The organism is Sedimentitalea arenosa (genome assembly GCF_016428585.1).
GTDB lineage: Bacteria > Pseudomonadota > Alphaproteobacteria > Rhodobacterales > Rhodobacteraceae > Sedimentitalea > Sedimentitalea arenosa.
Genome location: NZ_JAELVR010000004.1, coordinates 176,077 through 197,317, shown reverse-complemented (window position 1 = coordinate 197,317; position 21,241 = coordinate 176,077). Strand labels below are relative to the sequence as shown.

General features: G+C 69.0%; 20 protein-coding genes. 10 read left to right on the top strand and 10 right to left on the bottom strand.

Annotation, left to right across the window (positions count from 1 at the left end; translation table 11 throughout):
• Positions 1-28: 28 nt before the first annotated feature.
• Positions 29-2,485, top strand: a complete 2,457-nt coding sequence (hrpB, locus tag JF290_RS07455) for an ATP-dependent helicase HrpB (RefSeq protein ID WP_199024214.1) — start codon at positions 29-31, stop codon at positions 2,483-2,485.
• A gap of 3 nt (positions 2,486-2,488) precedes the next feature.
• On the opposite strand, the gene gndA is transcribed toward hrpB, so the two are convergent.
• Positions 2,489-3,904 carry an NADP-dependent phosphogluconate dehydrogenase gene (gndA, locus tag JF290_RS07450; protein WP_199024213.1) on the bottom strand — a complete coding sequence of 472 codons (1,416 nt, stop codon included), beginning with the start codon at positions 3,902-3,904 and terminating at the stop codon, positions 2,489-2,491.
• Between the two features lie 165 nt (positions 3,905-4,069).
• Between gndA and JF290_RS07445 the strand changes: the two genes are divergently transcribed.
• A complete protein-coding gene (locus tag JF290_RS07445) occupies positions 4,070-4,528 on the top strand; it encodes an NUDIX hydrolase (protein WP_199024212.1) in 459 nt (152 codons plus the stop codon).
• A 92-nt stretch (positions 4,529-4,620) separates the two neighbouring features.
• Positions 4,621-6,099, top strand: a complete 1,479-nt coding sequence (locus JF290_RS07440; RefSeq protein ID WP_199024211.1) for an inorganic phosphate transporter — start codon at positions 4,621-4,623, stop codon at positions 6,097-6,099.
• 13 nt (positions 6,100-6,112) lie between these two features.
• On the opposite strand, the gene JF290_RS07435 is transcribed toward JF290_RS07440, so the two are convergent.
• The 3 genes from JF290_RS07435 to JF290_RS07425 all read right to left on the bottom strand — a co-directional run bounded on the left by JF290_RS07435 (position 6,113) and on the right by JF290_RS07425 (position 9,307).
• Positions 6,113-7,144, bottom strand: a complete 1,032-nt coding sequence (locus JF290_RS07435; RefSeq protein WP_328701216.1) for a 2-dehydropantoate 2-reductase — start codon at positions 7,142-7,144, stop codon at positions 6,113-6,115.
• Complete coding sequence (gene argF / locus JF290_RS07430) at positions 7,129-8,055, bottom strand: ornithine carbamoyltransferase (RefSeq protein WP_199024210.1); 927 nt, start codon at positions 8,053-8,055, stop codon at positions 7,129-7,131. Before argF ends, JF290_RS07435 begins: the two co-directional genes overlap by 16 nt.
• A gap of 76 nt (positions 8,056-8,131) precedes the next feature.
• A complete protein-coding gene (locus JF290_RS07425; RefSeq protein ID WP_199024209.1) occupies positions 8,132-9,307 on the bottom strand; it encodes an aspartate aminotransferase family protein in 1,176 nt (391 codons plus the stop codon).
• 299 nt (positions 9,308-9,606) lie between these two features.
• On the opposite strand from JF290_RS07425, the gene JF290_RS07420 reads away from it, so the two are divergent.
• Together JF290_RS07420 and JF290_RS07415 are read left to right on the top strand one after the other, a co-directional pair.
• Positions 9,607-11,154: a flavin-containing monooxygenase gene (locus JF290_RS07420; protein ID WP_199024208.1), complete on the top strand. Its 1,548-nt coding sequence runs from the start codon at positions 9,607-9,609 to the stop codon at positions 11,152-11,154.
• A 239-nt stretch (positions 11,155-11,393) separates the two neighbouring features.
• Complete coding sequence (locus JF290_RS07415; protein WP_199024207.1) at positions 11,394-11,957, top strand: hypothetical protein; 564 nt, start codon at positions 11,394-11,396, stop codon at positions 11,955-11,957.
• A 2-nt stretch (positions 11,958-11,959) separates the two neighbouring features.
• Here the strand turns inward: JF290_RS07415 and JF290_RS07410 are convergent, their stop codons facing one another.
• Complete coding sequence (locus tag JF290_RS07410; protein WP_199024206.1) at positions 11,960-12,388, bottom strand: YqaA family protein; 429 nt, start codon at positions 12,386-12,388, stop codon at positions 11,960-11,962.
• Positions 12,389-12,459: 71 nt separating this feature from the next.
• Here JF290_RS07410 and JF290_RS07405 point away from each other — a divergent pair, with 71 nt between their 5' ends.
• Positions 12,460-13,344, top strand: coding sequence for a DMT family transporter (locus tag JF290_RS07405; RefSeq protein WP_199024205.1), 885 nt, complete (start codon positions 12,460-12,462; stop codon positions 13,342-13,344).
• A 138-nt stretch (positions 13,345-13,482) separates the two neighbouring features.
• A complete protein-coding gene (locus JF290_RS07400; protein ID WP_199024204.1) occupies positions 13,483-14,703 on the top strand; it encodes an MFS transporter in 1,221 nt (406 codons plus the stop codon).
• A gap of 16 nt (positions 14,704-14,719) precedes the next feature.
• On the opposite strand, the gene JF290_RS07395 is transcribed toward JF290_RS07400, so the two are convergent.
• Entirely contained in the window at positions 14,720-15,529 is an 810-nt protein-coding gene (locus JF290_RS07395) for an ABC transporter permease (protein ID WP_199024203.1), read from the bottom strand.
• Positions 15,530-15,665: 136 nt separating this feature from the next.
• Here JF290_RS07395 and JF290_RS07390 point away from each other — a divergent pair, with 136 nt between their 5' ends.
• Positions 15,666-16,250, top strand: coding sequence for a GcrA family cell cycle regulator (locus JF290_RS07390; RefSeq protein WP_199024202.1), 585 nt, complete (start codon positions 15,666-15,668; stop codon positions 16,248-16,250).
• A 7-nt stretch (positions 16,251-16,257) separates the two neighbouring features.
• On the opposite strand, the gene JF290_RS07385 is transcribed toward JF290_RS07390, so the two are convergent.
• From JF290_RS07385 to JF290_RS07370, 4 genes are all read right to left on the bottom strand, one after another.
• Positions 16,258-16,656 carry a DUF302 domain-containing protein gene (locus JF290_RS07385; protein WP_199024201.1) on the bottom strand — a complete coding sequence of 133 codons (399 nt, stop codon included), beginning with the start codon at positions 16,654-16,656 and terminating at the stop codon, positions 16,258-16,260.
• Between the two features lie 113 nt (positions 16,657-16,769).
• Complete coding sequence (locus tag JF290_RS07380; RefSeq protein WP_199024200.1) at positions 16,770-17,288, bottom strand: YHS domain-containing (seleno)protein; 519 nt, start codon at positions 17,286-17,288, stop codon at positions 16,770-16,772.
• A gap of 189 nt (positions 17,289-17,477) precedes the next feature.
• Positions 17,478-18,269, bottom strand: a complete 792-nt coding sequence (locus JF290_RS07375) for an SseB family protein (RefSeq protein ID WP_199024199.1) — start codon at positions 18,267-18,269, stop codon at positions 17,478-17,480.
• Positions 18,266-18,910, bottom strand: a complete 645-nt coding sequence (locus JF290_RS07370) for a uracil-DNA glycosylase family protein (RefSeq protein WP_199024198.1) — start codon at positions 18,908-18,910, stop codon at positions 18,266-18,268. Before JF290_RS07370 ends, JF290_RS07375 begins: the two co-directional genes overlap by 4 nt.
• 106 nt (positions 18,911-19,016) lie before the next feature.
• Here JF290_RS07370 and JF290_RS07365 point away from each other — a divergent pair, with 106 nt between their 5' ends.
• Both JF290_RS07365 and JF290_RS07360 read left to right on the top strand, forming a co-directional pair.
• Positions 19,017-19,676, top strand: a complete 660-nt coding sequence (locus tag JF290_RS07365) for an ABC transporter ATP-binding protein (protein ID WP_199024197.1) — start codon at positions 19,017-19,019, stop codon at positions 19,674-19,676.
• Positions 19,654-21,240, top strand: a complete 1,587-nt coding sequence (locus tag JF290_RS07360; RefSeq protein WP_199024196.1) for a KpsE/RkpR family capsule polysaccharide export protein — start codon at positions 19,654-19,656, stop codon at positions 21,238-21,240. Before JF290_RS07365 ends, JF290_RS07360 begins: the two co-directional genes overlap by 23 nt.
• The last annotated feature ends 1 nt before the right edge of the window (position 21,241 follow it).

The following is a 21,241-nucleotide window of genomic DNA, read 5'->3' as shown; positions in this document are numbered from 1 at the left end:
CGGCGCGGGGCTCGGCGATAACGCGACAATGGCCCGCGACATTCCCCTGCCCATCGACGATGCGCTGCCGCAGCTGATCGCCGCGCTGCGCGACGGCCGGCGCGCGGTGCTGCAGGCCCCGCCCGGCGCGGGCAAGACCACCCGCGTGCCGCTCGCCGTGCTCGAAGCGGGGCTGCTTCCCGAAGGCCAGAGGCTCATCATGCTCGAGCCCCGCCGCCTCGCCGCCCGCGCCGCCGCCGAACGGATGGCGCAGACCCTGCGAGAGCCGGTCGGACGCACCGTCGGCTACCGCATGCGGGGCGCCGCCAAGACCTCCGAGGCGACCCGGATCGAGGTCGTGACCGAAGGGATCCTGACCCGGATGCTGCAATCCGCGCCCGACCTGCCCGGTATCGGCATGGTGGTCTTCGACGAATTCCACGAACGCTCGCTCAACGCCGACCTCGGCCTCGCGCTCTGCCTTGAGGTGGCGGGCGCGCTGCGCGAGGATCTGGGGCTGCTGGTGATGTCGGCCACGCTCGACGCAGAGCCGGTGGCGGCGCTGATCGACGCGCCGATGGTGACCTCGGAAGGCCGCAGTTTCCCGGTCGAGACCCGCTGGCTCGACCGCCCCCTGCGGCCCGACGACCGGCGCGACATCGCACTGGCCGACCTGGTGACACGGGCCGAGGCCGAGACCCGTGCCCTCGGCGGCGGCCTCCTTGTCTTCCTGCCCGGCGAGGCCGAGATCCGGCGCGCCGAGGCGGCACTTACCCGCCGTCTGCCTGACACATGCACGCTCAGCCCGCTGTTCGGCGCGATGCCCTTCGCCAGGCAACGCGCCGCCATCGCCCCGGCGACGCGCGGGCGCAAGGTCGTGCTGGCCACGTCGATCGCGGAAACCTCGCTGACCCTGCCCGACATCCGTGTCGTGGTCGATGCCGGCCAGGCCCGCCGCGCGCGGTTCGACCCCGGCTCGGGCATGTCCCGGCTGGTCACCGAACGCGTGACCCGCGCCGAGGCGACACAACGGCAGGGCCGTGCGGGACGCGTGGGCGACGGCATCTGCTACCGGCTCTGGACCCGCGGCGAGGAAGGCGCGTTGCAGGCCTTCCCCCCTGCCGAGATCGAAGCCGCCGATCTCACCGGACTGGCGCTGGAACTGGCGCTGTGGGGCGCGCACGAGAACGACCTGGCCTTCCTGACGCCGCCGCCCGCCGCCGCGCTGGCCGAAGCGCGCGCCCTGCTGGCGCTGCTGGGCGCACTGGATGATCGTTCACACATCACGCCCCATGGGCGCAGTCTCGCGGCGCTGCCGCTGCATCCACGGCTGGCCCATATGCTCGTCACGGCCGGGCGCGATGCGGCGCCGCTGGCCGCGCTGATGGCCGATCGCGACCCGCTGCGCGGCGCCCCCTGCGATCTGTCGTTGCGGCTCAAGGCGCTTTGGGCCCGCGATGGTGCGGGGCAGCCCCACCAGGCCGATCCGGGCGCGCTCGCCCGCATCCGCGACGACTCCCGGCGGCTGGCGCGCGGGCAGCGCCAGGGCGATACGGATCTCTCCGTCGCCGCGATGGCCGCGCTGGCCTATCCCGACCGGATCGCGCAGCGGCGCAAGGGCGACGACCCCCGCTTCGTGCTCTCGGGCGGCAAGGGCGCGGCCCTCGCCCCGGACGATCCGCTGGCCGGTGCGCCCTTCCTCGTCGTCACCGATCTGGACGGCGACCCGCGCGAGGCGCGCATCCGCATGGCCGCCCAGATCACCGAGCGCGAGATCCGCGCACTGTTCGCCGACCGCATCACGTCCGAGGACATCTGCACCTGGTCCCGACGCGACCGCCGGGTCCTGGCCCGGCGGCAGGAGCGGCTCGGCGCCGTGGTGCTGTCGGATCGGACATGGACCGATGCGCCCGACGACGGGATCGCCCGCGCGATGCTCGACGGCGTGCGCGAGATCGGCCTGCGCCTGCCGCCCGCGGCACAGCGGTTCGCGGCCCGGGTCGAACTCGCCCGGGCGGAGGGCCTGGACCTGCCCGATTTCTCCACCGACGGGCTGATGGCGTCGCTCGAGGAGTGGCTGTTGCCGATGCTGTCGGGCGTGCGCTCGGCCGAGGACTGGAAACGCTTCGATCCGCTGCCTGCCCTGCGCGCGGCGCTGAGCTGGGCGCAGACCCAGGCGCTCGATGCCCATGTGCCCAGCCATTTCACCACGCCGCTCGGCCGCCGGGTGCCGATCGATTATGGCGGCGAGGATCCCGCCGTGGAACTGCGTCTGCAGGAGGTGTTCGGCGTGACCCGGCACCCGACCTGCGGCGGCGTGCCGCTCAAGATCACGCTGCTTTCGCCGGCACAGCGGCCGATCCAGATCACCCGCGACCTGCCGGGCTTCTGGGCCGGCTCCTATGCCGAGGTGCGCAAGGACATGCGCGCGCAATACCCCAAGCACCCCTGGCCCGAGGACCCCACCTCGGCCGATCCGACCCTGCGGGCCAAGCCGCGCAAGTAGCGCTCAGGCGTTGTCGACGCGCGGCCAGTCCCCGTGATGATCGCCCGGCCTGTCGATCCGCCGGAACCCGTGCGCGCCGAAACTGTCGCGCTGCGCCTGGATCAGGTTGGCGGTGCCGCGCGCCTGCCCCATGCTGTCATGCCACGCCAGCGCCGCCGACAGGGCGGGAACCGGCAAGCCGCTGGCGACCGCCCACCCCACGACCCGCCGCAGTCCCGGCACCGCGTCGGCAAGGCGCGCGGCGATGTCGGGCGACAGGATGAGCACCCCATGCGGCACCTGCCCCGCCAACGCCGAGGCGAGATCGTCGAGCAGTGCCGAGCGGATGATACAGCCGGCGCGCCAGATTTCCGCGATGCGGGACAGGTCCATGTCCCAGCCATATTCCCGTGCCGCAGCCCGCAGCACGGCAAAGCCCTGCGCATGGGACAGGATTCGCCCGGCCAGCAACGCCTGCGCCAGCGCGTCCTGCGACGGGGCGTCCGACGCAACCGGCGGAGCGTTAAACAGCGCGCTCCCCGCGTGCCGCGCGGCGATCTCGGCGGACCACGCCCGCGCACCCACCGCGGCCTCGATCGCGCTCGCCGACTGGCCGAGCCGCAACGCCTCGATCACCGTCCAGCGCCCGGTGCCCTTCTGGCCCGCGCGATCCTCGATCAGGTCGACCAGCGGCCTGCCGGTTTCGGCATCCACGTGGCCGAGCACTTGCGCCGTCGTCTCGACCAGGAACGAGGCCAGCGGTCCGCGCGTCCAGTCGCCGAAAAGCCCCGCGATCCGCCCGGCTTCCCAGCCTGCGCCGTCGCGCAACAGGCCATAGATCTCGGCGATCATCTGCATGTCGGCATATTCGATCCCGTTATGCACCGTCTTGACGAAATGCCCCGCCCCGTCCGAGCCGACATGCGCCACGCAGGGGTCCGCGCCGAACCGGGCCGCGATGTCGGTCAGGATCGGGCGCAGGCGGTCCCAGCTCTCGGGACTGCCACCGACCATCAGCGAGGGACCGGTGCGCGCACCCTCCGCGCCGCCCGACACGCCCATCCCGACATAGTCCAGACCGTGCGGGGCCAGCTCGGCCGCGCGCCGGCGCGTGTCGTTGAAATCGGCGTTGCCGCCATCGATCAGCACATCGCCCCTGTCCAGCAGCGGCCGCAGGCGGGCGATCATGTCGTCCATCGGCGCGCCGGACGGGATCATGCACAGCACCATGCGCGCCGGCTCGAGCGCGGCGACGAAACCCTCCAGCGTTTCCGCGGGCACCAGGCGGTCAGCCAGCGGCCCGGCTTCGGACATCGTGTCGGCAACCCAGTCGGTCTCGCGGTTGGCGATGGCGACCCGCACGCCGTTCTCCGCGAGGTTCAGCGCCAGGGCCCGCCCCATCGTTCCCAATCCGTAAACCCCGATCCGTGCCGGCTGCATCTTGCGCGCTCCCCGTCAAGTTCCTGCCCGTACCCCAAGCATCCGCGCATTCGCCCCGATGCGCAATCCATGGCCGGCCCCGGGGAGCGGAACTGGTATTGTCCGCGCAAGCTGCTATATTGATGTTTAATAATAAAGTAATCAGTTCACAGGCAGGCTTGAACGATGGACAATGCAATTTCGAAAGCGTGGACGGAACTCGTCCTTCCGCTGATCCAACGCCCCAAGCGGGTCCAGGTCGCGGCGCTCTGCTACCGGCAGGGCAACAAGGGCAAGGACGTTCTGCTGATCACCAGCCGCGGCACACGACGCTGGATCGTCCCCAAGGGCTGGCCGATCGACGGTCTCGACGGGCCCGAAGCGGCCCTGCAGGAGGCCTGGGAAGAGGCCGGCGTCAAGACCGCCGAGATCGATCCCGAGGCCGCCGGCACCTACGAGTATGTCAAGGGGCTGGATTCCGGCGGCGAGGCGCTGGTCGAAACCACGGTCTACCTGACGCGCGTGATCGACCTCGACAACACCTACCCGGAATCGGACGAACGCGACCGAAAATGGGTCGCGCCGGACGAGGCTGCGAACATGGTCGACGAGCCCGGCCTCAAGGACATTCTGCGCAAGCTGTGACGACGTGACCGTCACGAAATTGTTGCAATCCCGATCCTGACACACTAGGCGCGCTCACGAGCATCACCACGGACGGTTCGGGAACCAAAGGCATGTCCAACGCGCCAATCGGCAGCCAGTGGAAGACGCTGGACACAGATCTCAACAGGATCAGCCAGGTCGAGTACGCGGCCGCCTATGTCGGCCGCCCGATGGTCGCCACCGGCATCGCGATGGCCTTCATCGTGATCGCCGCCCTCGTCGGCGCGGTGCTGTTCGGACAGACCCCGATCAGCCTGGTGGTTCTGTTCGCCGCCGCCTTCGGCGCCTACATGGCGATCAACATCGGCGCCAACGACGTGGCCAACAACATGGGGCCGGCGGTCGGGGCCAAGGCGCTCAGCATGGGCGGCGCGATCCTGATCGCGGCGATCTGCGAAAGCGCCGGCGCGCTGCTGGCGGGCGGCGACGTGGTCTCGACCATTTCCAAGGGCATCATCGATCCGACCAGCGTGCAGAACACGCGAACCTTCATCTGGGCGATGATGGCGGCGCTGATCTCCTCGGCGCTCTGGGTCAATCTCGCGACCTGGGTCGGCGCGCCGGTCTCGACCACCCATTCCGTCGTCGGCGGCGTGATGGGCGCGGGGATCGCCGCCGCGGGTTTTGCCGCGGTGAACTGGCCGACGATGAGCGCGATCGCCGCCAGCTGGGTGATCTCGCCGATCCTCGGCGGCGCGGTGGCAGCCATGTTCCTCGCGTTTATCAAGGCCAAGATCATCTACCAGGACGACAAGATCGCGGCGGCCCGGCGCTGGGTTCCGGTGCTGGTGGGCATCATGGCCGGGACGTTCACCTCCTATCTCGCGCTGAAGGGGCTGAAAAGAGTCATCGAGATCGACCTGCCCGCCTCGCTCGCGATAGGCGTGATCGTGGGACTCCTGGTCTGGATGGTGACCCGGCCGATGATCCGCCGCCAATCCGAGGGCATGGAGAACCGCAACAAGTCGCTCAAGACCCTGTTCGGCCTGCCGCTGGTCGTCTCGGCCGCGCTGCTCAGCTTTGCCCATGGCGCCAACGACGTCGCCAACGCGGTCGGCCCGCTGGCCGCCATCGTCCACGCCGCCGAGTTCGGCGATTTCGCCGCCAAGGTGGCGATTCCGACCTGGGTCATGGTGATCGGCGCCTTCGGCATTTCCTTCGGCCTGTTCCTGTTCGGCCCCAAGCTGATCCGCATGGTCGGCAGCCAGATCACAAAGCTGAACCCGATGCGCGCCTTCTGCGTCGCGCTCTCGGCCGCGATCACGGTGATCGTCGCCAGCTGGCTCGGCCTGCCGGTCAGTTCGACCCATATCGCCGTCGGCGGGGTGTTCGGGGTCGGCTTCTACCGCGAATGGCACATGGAACGGCGCCTGCGGTCGCAGCAACTGAAGCCCGACGTCAAGCGCATCGCGCCCGAGGAACGTCGCCGCCGCAAGCTGGTGCGCCGCTCGCATTTCATGACCATCGTCGCCGCCTGGGTCATCACCGTGCCCGCCGCGGCGCTGATGTCCGGGCTGATCTTCCTGCTGCTGAACACGGTCGTACAGTAGCGGCACGGCCGACCTACCTCTGGGACCAGCCGGCCCTGACCTGCGCGACGCTGAGACCCGGCAGCCCCGCCCCACGAGTTTCGGCCTCGCGGATCAGCCCTGCGACGCGGCGGCAGAGCGGCACCGGCGTACCGGTCTCCTCGGCCAGGCGGAGGATCCGGCCCTGCAATGCATCGATCTCGGTGGCGCGTCCCGCCAGGAGGTCATGCGACATCGAGGCCCGTGCGCTGGGATCGATGACCATCATCCGCGCCGCGATGCGCGCGAACAGGGGCGTTGGCAGGCGCAGCACGTGCGGGATCAGGCCCGGCGGCGCGGCGGTGGTGGACGTGACCGCGATGCCCGCCGCGCGCAGCACCGTCAGCGCCTCGGACATCTGGTCGGCCATCAGGCGACGCCACTCCCGGTCCTGCAACTGCGCGTGCAGGGTAAGGCCCGAGAGCGCGTTCAGCGCGTTGTTGAGGTTGAGCAGCAACTTGCCCCATTGCACCGCGGTGATGTCGGCGGTTTCCGCGACCGGCAGGCCGGGCACCGACAGAAGCGGCGCGAGCGGCTGCGCGCCACTGCCGATCAGGATGTCGCCGCTGCTGGCCCGGTGAAAGCGGCCCGGCCCCATCGGCACCACGTTGAACGGCACCATGCCGGCCCGCAGATCGCGCCCGGACAGCCTGCGCGTCAAAATCTCCATCCCGTCGAGTCCGTTCTGCAGGCTGACCACCGGAGCCGCCGGCGGCGCGTGGTCCGCAATCGCCTCCGCGATGGCGGCGGTCGCCGCGGTCTTGACGGTGACGAGGGTCAGGTCGGCACCGGCGAGGCAGGCAGGATCCTCCGTCAGGGTCATCCGTGCCGCGGGCACGGTCCGGTCGAGCCCCGCGAAATCGGTGAGCGTCAGGTCATGCGCCGCGATCTCGGCGATGGTGCGGGGCCGCGCCAGCAGGGTGACCCGCCGCCCCGCGGCGGCCAGCAGCCCGCCGGTGAAGCAACCGACGCTGCCGGCGCCGGCGACGACGATATGGGAGGATGCGGAGATCAGACGCCCAGACACCAGCGCATGACGGCCTTCTGGGCGTGCAGGCGGTTCTCGGCCTCGTCCCAGATCACCGAATGCGGCCCGTCCATCACCTCGGAGGTGACTTCTTCCTCGCGGTGGGCAGGCAGGCAGTGCATGAACAGCGCGTCGGGCTTGGCCTCGGCCATCAGCGCCGCGTTGACCTGGTAGGGCCGCAGCATGTTGTGGCGGCGTTCGCGCGCCGATTGGCTGTCATGCATCGACACCCAGGTGTCCGCGACTACGAGGTCGGCACCCTGCACCGCCTTGTGGGCATCGCGTTCGATGGTGATCGTGCTGCCCTTGTTGCGCGCGAGGCCCACGAATTCGTCCTCGGGGTCGAGCTGGGCAGGACCGGTGAAGGTGAGGTCGAAGCCGAACTGGCCCGCCGCATGCAGGAAAGAGGCGCAGACATTGTTGCCATCGCCGGCCCAGACGACCTTCTTGCCGGCGATCGGGCCGCGATGTTCTTCATAGGTCATCACGTCGGCCATGATCTGGCAGGGATGGGTGCGGTCGGTCAGCCCGTTGATCACCGGCACGTCGGCATAATCCGCCATCTCGGTCAGCACGGTTTCGTCGAAGGTGCGGATCATGATCAGGTCGACGTAGCGCGACAGGACGCGCGCCGTGTCGGCGATGGTCTCGCCATGCCCGAGCTGCATGTCGCTGCCCGACAGGACCATGGTTTCGCCGCCCATCTGGCGCACCCCGACATCGAAGGAGACGCGGGTCCGGGTCGACGGTTTCTCGAAGATCAGCGCGACCATGCGCCCGGTGAGCGGCTGTTCATCGTCCGGGGCACCGCGCGGGCGGCCGTCGCGGGCCTGTTTCATCCGGCCCGCGTGATCGATCATCTCCCGCAGGTCGGCGGGGTCGGTCTTGTGGATATCGAGGAAGTGGTTCATGTCGGTGTCGCTCTTGTCTGGACCGGTGGCGGGGGCCAGCCCCCGCACCCCCGGAGTATTTGTCCGAAGATGAAGATCAGGCGGAAGACACGGCCTGGGCAGCGGCGTCGAGCCGGCGCAGGGCCTCGGTGATCTCCGCGTCGCCGAGGGTCAGCGGCGGCAGCAGGCGGATGACGTTGTCGGCGGCGGGCACCGTCACGATGAGGGCGTCATAGCCGGCGCTGACCACGTCGGTGTTGGTGGCCCGGCACTTGAGCCCCAGCATCAGGCCGCTGCCGCGCACCGCCTCGAACACCGACGGATGCGAGGCCACCAGGCCTTCGAGCCCCTGCCGCAGCAGCCCCGCCTTGCGATTCACCTCGGCGAGGAAGTCCGGCGTGGCGACGATGTCCATCACGGCGCTCCCGACGGCGCAGGCCAGCGGGTTGCCGCCATAGGTCGAGCCATGCGTGCCGGCGGTCATGCCCGCCGCGGCCTGCTCGGTGGCGAGAACCGCACCGAGCGGGAAGCCCCCGCCGATGCCCTTGGCGACCATCATGATGTCGGGGGCGATCCCGGCCCATTCATGGGCGAAGAGCTTGCCGGTGCGGCCCATGCCGCATTGCACCTCGTCGAGGATCAGCAGGATCCCGTGCTCGTCGCAGAGATCGCGCAGCCCCTTGAGGCATTGGTCGGGCAAGGGGCGGATGCCGCCTTCGCCCTGCACCGGCTCGATCAGGATCGCGCCGACCGTGTCGGTGATCGCCGCCTGCAGCGCCGCGTGATCGCCCCAGGGCAGGTGGATGAAGCCCGGCAGCAGCGGGCCGAAGCCCTTGGTCATCTTCTCGGAGCCGGCGGCGGCGATCCCGGCCGAGGAGCGGCCATGGAAGCTGCCCGCGAAGGTCACGATGTCGGTGCGCGCGGGCTGGCCCTTGTCGTGCCAGTACTTGCGCGCCATCTTGACCGCCAGTTCGCAGGATTCCGTGCCCGAGTTGGTGAAGAACACGGTGTCGGCGAAGGTCGCGGCGACCAGCTGGTCGGCCAGCGCCTGCTGTTGCGGGATCCGGTAGAGGTTGGAGGTGTGCCACAGCTCCCGGGCCTGCCGGGTCAGCGCCTCGACCAGAGCCGGATGGGCATGTCCCAGCGCGTTCACCGCGATGCCGGCCCCGAAATCGAGGAACCGGCGGCCGTCCGCCTCGATCAGCCAGGCGCCTTCGCCCTTGACGAAGGTCAGGGGCGCACGGGAGTAGGTCGGCAGAACGGACGGGATCATCGGATCATCCTTTTTCAGGCAGGAAGCCCTGTGAGTGCATCACGCGGGGCGGTTTCGTCAACGATTTTCGATGGAAGGGCGCCGAACACCGGCGCGGGGACAGGCGCGGGTTTACGCGCGTCGGCGTCGCAGGCGCAGGGGCGCGATATCTGTGTGTCCTGTCATGCGGGGGGCATTAGGCCAGAAATGCCGCCGGGGAAAGCCCCTTTCGACGCGCCGCTGGTCGAACCGCGGCGAATTCGGGCTTTGCGCCGGGCGCGGTTGCGGGCAAGCTGACCGCACAGCAGAGGAGATCGCCCGTGACACGCCAGGATGCCCGCCCCCCGACACCCGACCCTGCCCCGGATTTCGATGTCCTGATCGTCGGCGCCGGCATCTCGGGCATCGATGCGGGCTATCACCTGTCGCGCGAGCGGCCCGGCACGCGCTTCGCCCTTCTCGAGAGCAAGGACACGTTCGGCGGCACCTGGGCGACCCACAGTTTTCCGGGCATCCGCTCGGACAGCGACCTGTTCACCTTCGGCTTCAGGTGGAAACCCTGGAAAGGGGTCGCGATCGCCACCGCCGAAGAGATCCGCAGCTACCTGGCCGAGGCGGTCGAGGAAAACGACCTGTGCCAGCACATCCGCTTCGGCCACCGGGTCGAGACGGCCTCCTGGGACAGCGGCACGGCGCTCTGGACGGTGTCGGTGCGGTCGCCCCACGGTCCGCGCGAGCTGACATGCCGGTTTCTCTGGATGTGCGCGGGTTACTACCGCCATGACCGGGGATACCAGCCGCGCTGGCCCGACATGGAGCGGTTCGCGGGCGAGATCGTTCATCCGCAGACCTGGCCCGACACGCTGGATCACGCGGGCAAGCGGATCGTGGTGATCGGATCGGGCGCCACGGCGGCGACGCTGATCCCGGCGCTGGCGCAAACGGCGGAACACGTCACCATGCTGCAGCGTTCGCCGACCTATTACTTCCCCCGTCCGATGCGCGACGAGTTCACCGAAACCCTGCGCGCGCTCGACCTGCCCGACGACTGGTTTCACGAAATCATGCGCCGCAAGCACCTGCACGAGTCCCGCACCGTGGCGCGCCGGGCGCGCGAGGACCCGGATGCGGTCGCCGCCGAGATGATCGGCGCCGCGCGCGCCTATCTCGGCGACGCGGTCGACATCGAAACCCATTTCACGCCGCGTTATCGGCCCTGGCGGCAGCGCGTCGCGATGATCCCCGACGGCGATCTCTTCGTCGCGATCCGCTCGGGTGCGGCGTCGGTGGTGACCGACGACATCGCCCGCTTCGTTCCCGAGGGTATCGAACTGCGCTCGGGCGAGGTGCTCAAGGCCGACCTGATCGTCAGCGCCACCGGGCTCGAACTGAACGCGCTCGGCGATCTCGGCTTCACCGTCGATGGCGTGCCGGTCGACCTGTCGGAGTGCATCACCCACCGCGGCATCATGCTCTCCAGCCTGCCCAATCTCGCCATGGTGTTCGGCTACCTGCGCTCCAGCTGGACCCTGCGCGCCGATCTGGTTTCGGACTATGTCTGCCGGCTGCTCGCGCATATGGACACCCGCGGCGCGCAGTCGGTGACCCCGCGTCTGCGCGCCGAGGATGAGGAGATGACGTTGCGCCCCTGGATCGATCCCGAGAACTTCAACGCGGGCTATATCCTGCGCGCGCTGGACCGGCTTCCCAAGCAGGGCGACCGCCAGCCCTGGGTGATGACACAGGACTATTTCGACGACCGGATCACCCTTCCCGTCGCAGATCTGGAAGACGGAACGCTGGTCTATGAGACGGCGCATCCCGAACCTGCAGGTGTGACGTTTCGGTCAGGGTTAACCGGAAATTAATACCCACGGGAAGAAAATTGTTTCCATGCTGCGGCTTACCTGCAACCTTTAATCCAAGTTGCAGAACCGGAAGGACATCGCATGGCGCTGGATAGCCTTTTCAAGGTCGCAAATCCCGATCGGATCAGCGCAGACCACGCACCGTGTCGCCGGGCCGCCGGGCCCGCTCCGGGCACGCCCGCCGCAGGCATCGCGGCGACCTGACCCGACCGGGTCGGCACGGAAATCGGGAGGACGGCATGACTACCGCTACCGCATTTCTGGTCTTGGCCGCCACGCTGGCGGCCCTGCCGGCCATGGCGCAGGACAGGGAGCGGCCCAGCTGGGCCAGGGTCCTGCTCGGCAAGGGGATCGAACTGGACACCAAGCCGCGCAAATCCCGCCGGATGCCCGGCGTCTCGACCATCGACATTCACGGCGATCCGACGCTGTTCGGCCTGCACACCGGCTATCACCGCGATTTCGGTCAGCTGGTGCTGGCGGGCGAGATCAAGCGCGATCTCGAGACCGCGACCATCGGCCATGGCGGCGTCGAGGAGATGCGCCACCTGCGGGCGCGCATCGGCTTTGACGGTGGCGACTTCCTGCCCTACGCGGTGATCGGATATTCCTGGCAGGACCGGGCCGATCCCACGCGCAGCATCCGGGACGAGGGCGCCGATTTCGGCATCGGCGCGGCCTACCAGATCAACGAATGGGTCGTGCTGGGAACCGAGTTCATCGACAGCGACCTGCCGGGACGGGGCAGCGCCAGCCTGCGCGACCAGATGACCGCCACGCTGCTCTTCTCGTTTCAGTTCTGAGATCAGATCCAGGCCAGCGTCGCCGCCGCCAGGATCACGTAGCGCCCGGTTTTTGCGATGGTGACCAGGACCAGCACCACCCATGCCGGCTCGCGCAACAGGCCCGCGACCACGGTCAGGGGATCGCCGATCACCGGCATCCAGCTCAGCAACAGCGAATAGCGTCCGAACCGGTGATACCAGCGTTCGGCCCGCGCCAATTGGGCCGGCGCGACGGGAAACCATGGCCGGTCGCTGAACCGGGCGAGGCCGCGCCCCAGCGCCCAGTTGATCATCGCGCCCAGCACGTTGCCCGCGCTCGCCACCGCCAGCAGGGTCAAAACCGGGTATTGCCCCTGCACCAGCAGGGCGATCAGCACCGCCTCCGATTGCGCCGGCAAGAGCGTCGCGGCCAGCAACGCCGACAGGAACAGCCCGCCCAGCGCGATCATCGCGGCAAGGCCCGCGTCGCGACCGGTGAAACGCTCTTGCCCCGGCGGCGTTTCGGGGGCAAGGCAGCGCCATGTTCGTCCCCAAGGCCCACAATCCCGCGCTGGCCGCGCTCCTGATCCTCGTTGCGACCGCGTTCATCGCGGCGACGACGCTGCTCGCCAAGGCGCTGGGCACCGACACGCTGGGTCCGCCCCTCAACCCGCTGCAGATCAGCCACGGGCGCTTTCTCTTCGCCTTCACCGCGCTGCTGTCGGTCGCCGCCGTGGTGCGGCCCCGCATCTCGGCGCCGCATTGGCGCCTGCACCTGGGCCGCACCCTGTTCGGCTGGATGGGCGTCACGCTGATGTTCGCCTCTGTGGCCTTCATCCCGCTGTCGGACGCCACCGCGATCAGCTTCCTGAACCCGGTCTTCGCCATGATGCTGGCGATTCCGCTGCTCGGCGAAAAGGTCGGCCCGGTCCGCTGGAGCGCCGCCGCGATCGCGCTCGCCGGGGCGCTGATCCTGCTGCGCCCGACCCCCGCGACCTTCCAGCCGGCGGCGCTGCTGGCGCTGGGGGCGGCCTGCGTCATGGGGCTCGAGCTGATCTTCATCAAGAAACTGTCGGGCCGCGAGCCGGTGTTCCAGATCCTGCTGGTCAACAACATGATCGGGCTCTGCATCGCCACGGTCGCGGTCCTCACCGTCTGGCAGCCGCCGACCGCGGCGCAATGGGGCGCGCTGGCGGCCCTCGGGCTGCTGATGGCCTGCGCGCAGACGCTCTTCGTCAACGCGATGGCGCGGGCCGATGCCAGTTTCGTCGCGCCGTTCAGCTATGCGACGCTGATCATGGCCGCGCTCTACGACTTCGCGGGCTTCGGCGTGGTGCCCGACGCGGTGTCGGTGCTCGGCGCCTCGGTCATCCTGACCGGCGCGCTGCTCCTGGCCTGGCGCGAAGGCCGGGTGCGCCGCGCCTGACCCGCAGGCAAGCCCCGCCGCCCGCATCCGATCACGGTTTCGCGAAAACGACCTGCCACACGGTCGCATTCGTCTGCGACAACCCCCCCGCCGGTTTGGCAGGGACAGGACAGCACGCGCAGTTCCGAAGACGTCCCCATGCACGAAAAACGAATTCCCGAATGGTTGCGGCATCCGCCCGCCCCCGGCATCCGCGGTTTCGCCTCGCTCGCCGGATGCGAGGCGGTGGTGCGCGGCATGCTGGTGTCGGTCTTTCCGGTCATTCTCTACCAGGCGGTGGCTGACGCGCAGATCGTCTCGGCGCTCTATTTCGCCATCGGGATCCTGTCGCTCGTCGTCGGCCTGATGGTGCCCTGGGCAATCCGCCACGTGCCGCGCCGCTGGATCTACAGCGCCGGCGCGCTGTTCTACGTTCTGGCCGCGGGCTTCGCGATCGACGGGCGGCCGGCCTGCGTCATCACCGCACTGGCACTCAACACGGTCGCCACCGTCACGACCTTCGTCTGCTTCAATGCCTACGTGCTGGACTATGTCGCACGGGTCGAACTCGGCCGCTGCGAGACCGCGCGGCTTTTCTACAGCGCCGCCGGCTGGACCGTGGGCCCGGTCGCCGGGGTCTTCCTGATGGGCTGGTGGCGACCCGCGCCCTTCCTGATCTCGGCCACGGCCGCACTCGCCATGCTGGCGCTGTTCTGGATGATGCGGCTGGGCAACGGCAAGCTGATCAGCCGGGCGCGGCGCGCACCGCCCAACCCGCTCGCCTATCTGCCGCGCTTTTTCGCCCAGCCACGGCTGGTGGCGGGCTGGCTCTTCGCGGTGATCCGCTCCTGCGGCTGGTGGATCTACGTCGTCTACCTGCCGATCTTCGCGGTGCAGAGCGGGCTGGGCAAGGAACTGGGCGGCATCGTCCTGTCGATCACCAATGCCAGCCTGCTGGCCGCGCCGCTGATCCTGCGCTGGATGCAGCGCCGCAGCCTGCGCCGGGCGGTCTCGACCGGCTTCGGCGCGGCCGGTCTGCTGTTCTGCGTCGCCGCCGTCGCGGCGCCCCTGCCGCCCCTGGCGGTCGCGGCCCTCATGGCGGCCTCGTTCTTCCTGATCGTGCTGGATGTCTGCGGCGGCCTGCCGTTCCTGATGGCGGTGAAACCCTCCGAGCGCACCGAGATGTCGGCGATCTATTCCAGCTTCCGCGACGTGTCGGGCATCGCCACGCCGGGCCTTGCCTGGCTGGTGCTGCTGGTCGCGCCGGTGTCGGGCATCTTCGCCGCCGGTGGCGTGGCGATGTTCGCGGCCCTCGGCATCGCGCAGCGCCTGAATCCGCGGCTCGGCCGCGCGCGGATGCCGGTGCAACCGGCGGAATGAGCGCGCCGCCAAGCGCTCAGGCCTTGAGCCGGTACCCGCTTCTCAGCATCCACCACGCCAGCAGCGACACCGCCAGCGTCGCCGTGCCGCACACCGCGAGACCCAGCATCGGCGAGCTGTCCGAAACCCCGATCACGCCGAACCGGACTCCGTCGATCAGGTAGAAGATCGGGTTCATGTGGGTGATCTCGTTCAGCACCGGCGGCAGCGCCTGAACCGAGTAGAAGGTGCCCGACAGGAAGGCCAGCGGCGTGATGATGAAATTGGTGATCGCCGCCATCTGGTCGAACTTCTCGGCATAGATCCCCGCGACGATCCCCAGCGCGCCCATGAGCGCCGCGCCCAGCACGACGAAGACCAGCGCGATCAGCGGATGCGCCGGCGCGATCCCCAGCACCAGCAGCAGGCCCAACCCGATCGTCACCGCCACCACGACGCCGCGCGCGATCCCGCCGGCGAGATAGCCCAGCACCAGCTCGGCACCGGACAGGGGCGGCATCAGCGTGTCGACGATATTCCCCTGCACCTTCGAGATCACGATCGAACTCGAACAATTGGCGAATGCGTTCTGGATCACCGTCATCATCAGGATACCCGGCGCGATGAAGGTCAGGAACGGCACCCCCATCACGTCGCCCCGGCGCGGACCGATGGCCAGGTTGAAGATCATCAGGAACAGCGCCGCCGTCACCAGCGGCGCCAGCAAGGTCTGGGTCCAGACCGTGGCAAAGCGCATGACCTCGCGCTTGGCCAGCGTGTAGAGCCCCAGCCAGTTCACGCGCCCGAAACGGCGCATCCCCTGCGTTTCGTCCTGCATCTTTTCCATTCCCTGCGCCTCGCGCGGCCGGTTGGCCGTTCAAGACGCCTTGTAACTCAGCCCGCACTGACTAAAATAGGGAGACAAAGAAAAAAACCTGAAGCGGCCGCTGCGGTGGGCCGCTTTTTAGCTGGAAAGGGTTTCCATGTCCTGGACTGACGAGCGGGTCGAAACGCTGAAGAGAATGTGGGGCGAAGGGCAATCTGCGAGCCAGATCGCCAAGGAACTCGGCGGTGTGACGCGCAATGCGGTGATCGGCAAGGTGCATCGCCTTGGCCTGTCCAACCGGACGGCCGGGACCGCCACTCCCAAGCCCGAGGCCAAGTCGAAGCCCGCCACCCCCGCCCCGGCGCCCAAGCCCGAGGCCAAGCCGCGCCCGCAGCCCAAGACCGAGGCCGCGCGCCCGCAGGCCGACCCCAACGCCGAGGCCAAGCCATCCACCCCGGCGCGCCGCCAGATCATCCCGGCCGGTCAGCCGCTGCCGCCGCAGCCCTCGGCGAACGAGATCAGCCCCGAGGCGTTGGCCAAGGTCAACGAGGTCGAGAAGAAGGCCAAGAAGATCGGCCTGATGGATCTGACCGAACGCACCTGCAAATGGCCCGTCGGCGACCCCGCGACCGAGGATTTCTGGTTCTGCGGCCTGCCCGTGCAGGCGGGCAAGCCCTATTGCGAGGCCCATGTCGGCGTCGCGTTCCAACCGATGAGTTCGCGCCGCGACCGCCGGCGCTGACCGGCGTTCAGCCGTCGCGCAGCGCCGCCACGACCCGGTCCAGCCGGTCGCCCGCATCGCTGGCCAGCTCCGACAGGTCCGGCGCCTCGGTCAGGCCCGACCCGCCCAGCATCTCGCGCGCATCCGGGATCCGCACCAGCGTGCCCTCGTCCGCCTCCTCGACGGTGACGTTGCAGGGCAGAAGCAGGCCGATCTCGGGCGCCGCCGACACCGCCTGGTGCGCCAGCTTGGGGTTGCACGCCCCGAGGATCGTGTAGCGCGGGAACGACACCCCCAGCTTTTCCTTGAAGGTGTCGTGCATGTCGATCCGCGTGATGACGCCAAAGCCCTGGTCGGCCAGCGCCTGCGTCACCCGCTCGATCGCGGCGTCGAAATCGGCTGCAAGCCGGATGCGATCATGCGTCATGGCGAGACTCCTTTTCGTCGGTTCAGCATTCAACGGTCCCAGTCTTTCCGCAAGCGCGCCGAGGGTCAAGCAGGTGGCGGCCCGGCGGCGGAGGCTCCGCCGGGCACCGGGGCTCAGTTCCGCGCCGGGGCGCTTGAGTCGAAGTTCGGGATCGGGTTCTCCGAGGCCGGCGCCGGGTCGATCTCGGTCCAGTTGCCTTCGGCCAGGCTGATGTTGCCCGGAATGTCCTCTTCCCAGAAGCCGACCACGTTCTTGGTGATGTTCAGATAGAGCTTGTCATCGACGATGCGCCACAGGTTCGGGTTGCCCGGCACCTTGCCGCCCTTGCTGACGCCATAGGCGCAATGGCCGTCATATTGCGGCGCGTATTTCGCCGGATCGCTCAGGAACAGGTCGCGGTTTTCCTCGGTGGCAAAGGCAAAGGTCGCGCCGTTGTAGTCGGCGGTGATGTCCGCCCGCCCGGGAACCGCGGCGGGCTGTTCCGTGCCGACGGGGTTCTGCGGCAGGTCGCGATAGGCCACCACGTCATAGCCCGACACGGCAAAGCCTGTTGTATCGACATATTGTTCGCCTGCGAAGGCCGGGAAGGCCAGTCCGAGGGTGGTGGCGAGCGCGAGGGAAAAACGTCTCATCGGGTCTCCTAGGGAATCGACACGCCGGCCCGGTGCCGGGCGCTGGGGACACCATCCTCCAGGACCGCCGCCGCGCGAAGCCCTGCTCTCGCGCCTGTGACGCGGCACGACCGGATGTGACCGGATCGGTGGCATTGTTTCAGAACCGCCGGCGTGCGCGCCGCCGCTCGGGCCGGATGTTTCAGCCGCTCAGCGCAGGATCGGCGGGCGGTCCGGATCGCGCCCGGGGCCGGGACGGTCGGCCGGGGCGGCGGTCTCGGGTTGCGGCAGGTCGAACCGCAGCCCATGCGCCGCCAGCCGCGCCGCCATCGGGTCCTGTGATGCAAAGAACCCCACGTCCATCGCCCCCGCCTCGATGCCGGAAAAGGTCAGCGCCTCGCCAGCCGCCTTGGCCAAGGCCGCCTCCGCGCCCTCGCGCGCATCGACGAAGGCCAGCAGGTGCCCCGTGCCGCCCTCCGCATAGGTGACTCCGACCAGGTAGGCCGCCTCCGCCAACCCCACCGCCGAGGCCAGCTTGGCGTCCAGTGCCCCGAGCAGCGTTTCGGGCAGCCCGCGCGGCGCGCCCACGGAGTCGATCCGCGCCTCGACCTCGTCGGGTGCGTGGTCCAGCGTCTGCGCCAGCCAGCCCATCGCCTCGGCCGGGATCAGGGTCGCCGAGGGTGCCACGTCGAGGTTCAGCCCCAGCCCCAGGCCCTCCGCCGCCAGCATCCGCGCCACCACGCGCCCCGACAGCGCCGCATAGGGCGCCGGGCGGCCCGCGAACGCGGCCAGCCGCGCCTCGAGGTCGAAACCCAGCACGAACCGGCCATCCGCCACGTCGAAGATCTCGGGCGACAGGCTGTCGCCGCGCGCTTCCTCGGTCAGCAGGATGAACAGCTCGCAATCGCCCAGCCGCTCGAAGAAGCGCAGCCGCGCGGCATCCCCGCCGCCCGCCTCTTCCATCGCGGCATGGGCGCGGTCCAGAACCGTCGTATCCGTCATCTCAGCACCTCCTGCACGCGCTGGCGCAGCACCGGCAACAGGTTGCTCTGAAACCACGGGTTGCGCTTCAGCCATGCGGTATTGCGCCAGGACGGATGAGGCAAGGGGAAGACCCGCGGCGCATGGTCCCGCCAAGCCCGCACGGTCTCGGTCACCGGCGCGCGCCGGCCCAGATGCCAGCGATGCGCATGCCCGCCGACCAGCACCGTCAGCCGGACGTCGCGCAGCATCTCCATGACCCGCGCGTGCCAGGTGTCCGCGCAGACCGGCGGCGGCGGCAGGTCGGCCTTGCGCGCGTCGTAACCGGGAAAGCAGAAGGCCATCGGCACCACCGCCACCCGGTCGCGGTCATAGAAGGTCGCCGCGTCGATCCCCAGCCAGTCGCGCAACCTGTCGCCGGACGGATCGGTGAACGGGCGGCCCGACTCGTGCACCCGCGCCCCCGGCGCCTGCCCCGCGATCAGCATCCGCGCCCCGGGGCGGAACCACACCACCGGGCGCGGCGCGTGCCGGGTTTCGGTGGCGGCAAAGCGCGCCGCGCAGATCCGGCAGCCCCGGATCGCGTCGATCAGCTCCGCCCCCTCCCGCAGCGCGCCGCCCTCGCCCCGATTGCGATTGGTATTTGTTTCACAATTGGACATAATGAGCCTGTTACAACAAGAACGCCCGTTAACGAAGTTCTGTTACGGACGGCAGCGCAGACCAGACGCGGGAGACGATAGCGGCACATCCGCCGCAGGAAGGCCGATGCTTGAATTCGAGAATGTCAGCAAGTCCTTCTGGACCGGCACCCAGCGCAAGGTCATCCTCGACCGTGCGTCCTTCCGGGTCGAGCTGGGCAAGTCGCTCGGCGTGCTCGCCCCCAACGGCACCGGCAAGACGACCCTCATCAACATGATGGCCGGGCTCGAAAAACCGGACGAGGGCGAAATCCGCCGCGGCTGCAACATCTCCTTCCCGCTCGGCTTCATGGGCGGCGTGGTCAGCAAGGTCTCGGCGATGGAGAACGCCCGCTACATCGCCAAGCTCTACGGGCTCGACCCGGATTACGTCGAAGCCTATTGCCGCTGGCTCTGCGATCTGGGCGAGTATTTCGACCAGCCGCTCGGCACCTACTCCGCCGGGATGCGGGCGCGGTTCTCCTTCGCGCTGATGCTGGCGCTGGATTTCGACATCTACCTGATCGACGAGGGCATGCCCGGCACCACCGACGTGGAATTCAACAAGAAGGCCGGCGCGATCCTCGAGGAGCGACTCCGGACCACCACCATCATCATCGTGTCCCACCAGCCCGCGACGCTGGAAAAATTCGCCCGCTCCGCGGCCGTGCTCATCGATGGCCGCCTGCAGATGTTCGACACCTTGGAAGAGGCCAAGCAGCTTTATGACTACCAAACCCAAGGCTAAACGGTTCAGGATCAGGCGCACCGGTGCGCCCTCCGGGGACGGGCCCGCCCCCGAGGCGCCCGACACCGCCGGCGACGCCGCGCGCGGCCCCGACACCCCTTACGCCGCCCCCCCCACCGGGGCCGAACAGGCGATCGAGGCGATCCGCGCCGAAGGGCTGACCGGGCGGCAACTGCGCATGGCCCGCCGCGTCGCGCAGAAACACAACCTGCCCGCCACCTCCGACCACGACGCCGTCCGGCTGCTGCGCCAGAAGGGCATCGACCCGTTCAAACGCTCCAACATGCTCGAACTCGTGGTGCCCCAGGCCGGCGCCGCGGCAGACTCGCGCGAGGGCGACGCGCCCCGCATCCAGTTGCCCCAGACCGTGCGCGACAAGGTCACCGAACCCGCGACCGAGCTCAGCCCCGCCGCCCAGCGCGACTTCGAGATCCGCTCGATCCAGCGCGACATCGCGCGGCGGCGCCGCCGCCGGCTGGCGCTGCTGATGGCCCGGCTCGCCTTCTTCGTCTTCCTGCCGACCGCGATCGCCGGCCTCTACTTCTACAAGGTCGCGACGCCGATGTACGCGGCCAAGTCCGAGTTCCTGATCCTGCAGGCCGACAACATGGGCGGCAGCGGGCTCGGCGGGCTGCTGTCGGGCACCCAGTTCGCCACCAGCCAGGATTCCATCGCGGTGCAATCCTACCTGCAATCCAAGGACGCCATGCTGCGGCTGGATTCCGATCTCGGCTTCAAGTCCCACTTCAGCCAGGACTGGATCGACCCGGTCCAGCGCCTGACCGCGAACCCGACCAACGAGGAAGCCTACAAGACCTACCGCAAGACGGTGAAGATCGGCTACGACCCGACCGAGGGCGTGATCCGGATGGAAGTCATGGCCGCCGATCCGCAGGTCAGCGCCGATTTCAGCACCCACCTGATCTCCTATGCCGAGGACCGCGTGAACAGCCTCTCGCAACAGAAGCGGGGCGACCAGATGGAGGACGCGCTGCAAGGCTTCGAGGACGCCCAGGCGGAGCGGCGCAAGGCGCAGGAGGCGCTGGTCGAACTGCAGCAGCAGGGCGCGATCCTCGACCCCGAAGGCGTGATCGCCGGGCTGCGCGCCCAGATCAACAATGTCGAGCTGCAGCTGCAGGAGAAACAGCTGCAGCTGGCCGCGCTGATGGACAATCCGCGCCCCAATCAGGCCAAGGTCGACGGCACCAGCGCCGATATCGGCCGCCTCGAGGACCTGCTCGCCGCGCTGAACACCCGCATGGTCGATGCCTCCAAGGGCGAGAACTCGCTGGCGCAGCTGACCGTGCGGATCCAGATGGCCCAGGCCGACCTCGCCACCCGCGACATGATGCTGCAATCGGCCCTGCAACAGGTCGAACAGACACGGATGGAGGCCAACCGCCAGGTGCGCTATCTCACCGTCTCAGTGAACCCCGTGCCCAGCCAAGACCCCAGCTATCCCCGCAAGTTCGAGAACACGATCCTTGCATTCCTGATATTTGCTGGCATCTATCTCATGATCTCACTCACCGCATCGATCTTGCGCGAACAGGTAACATCCTAAC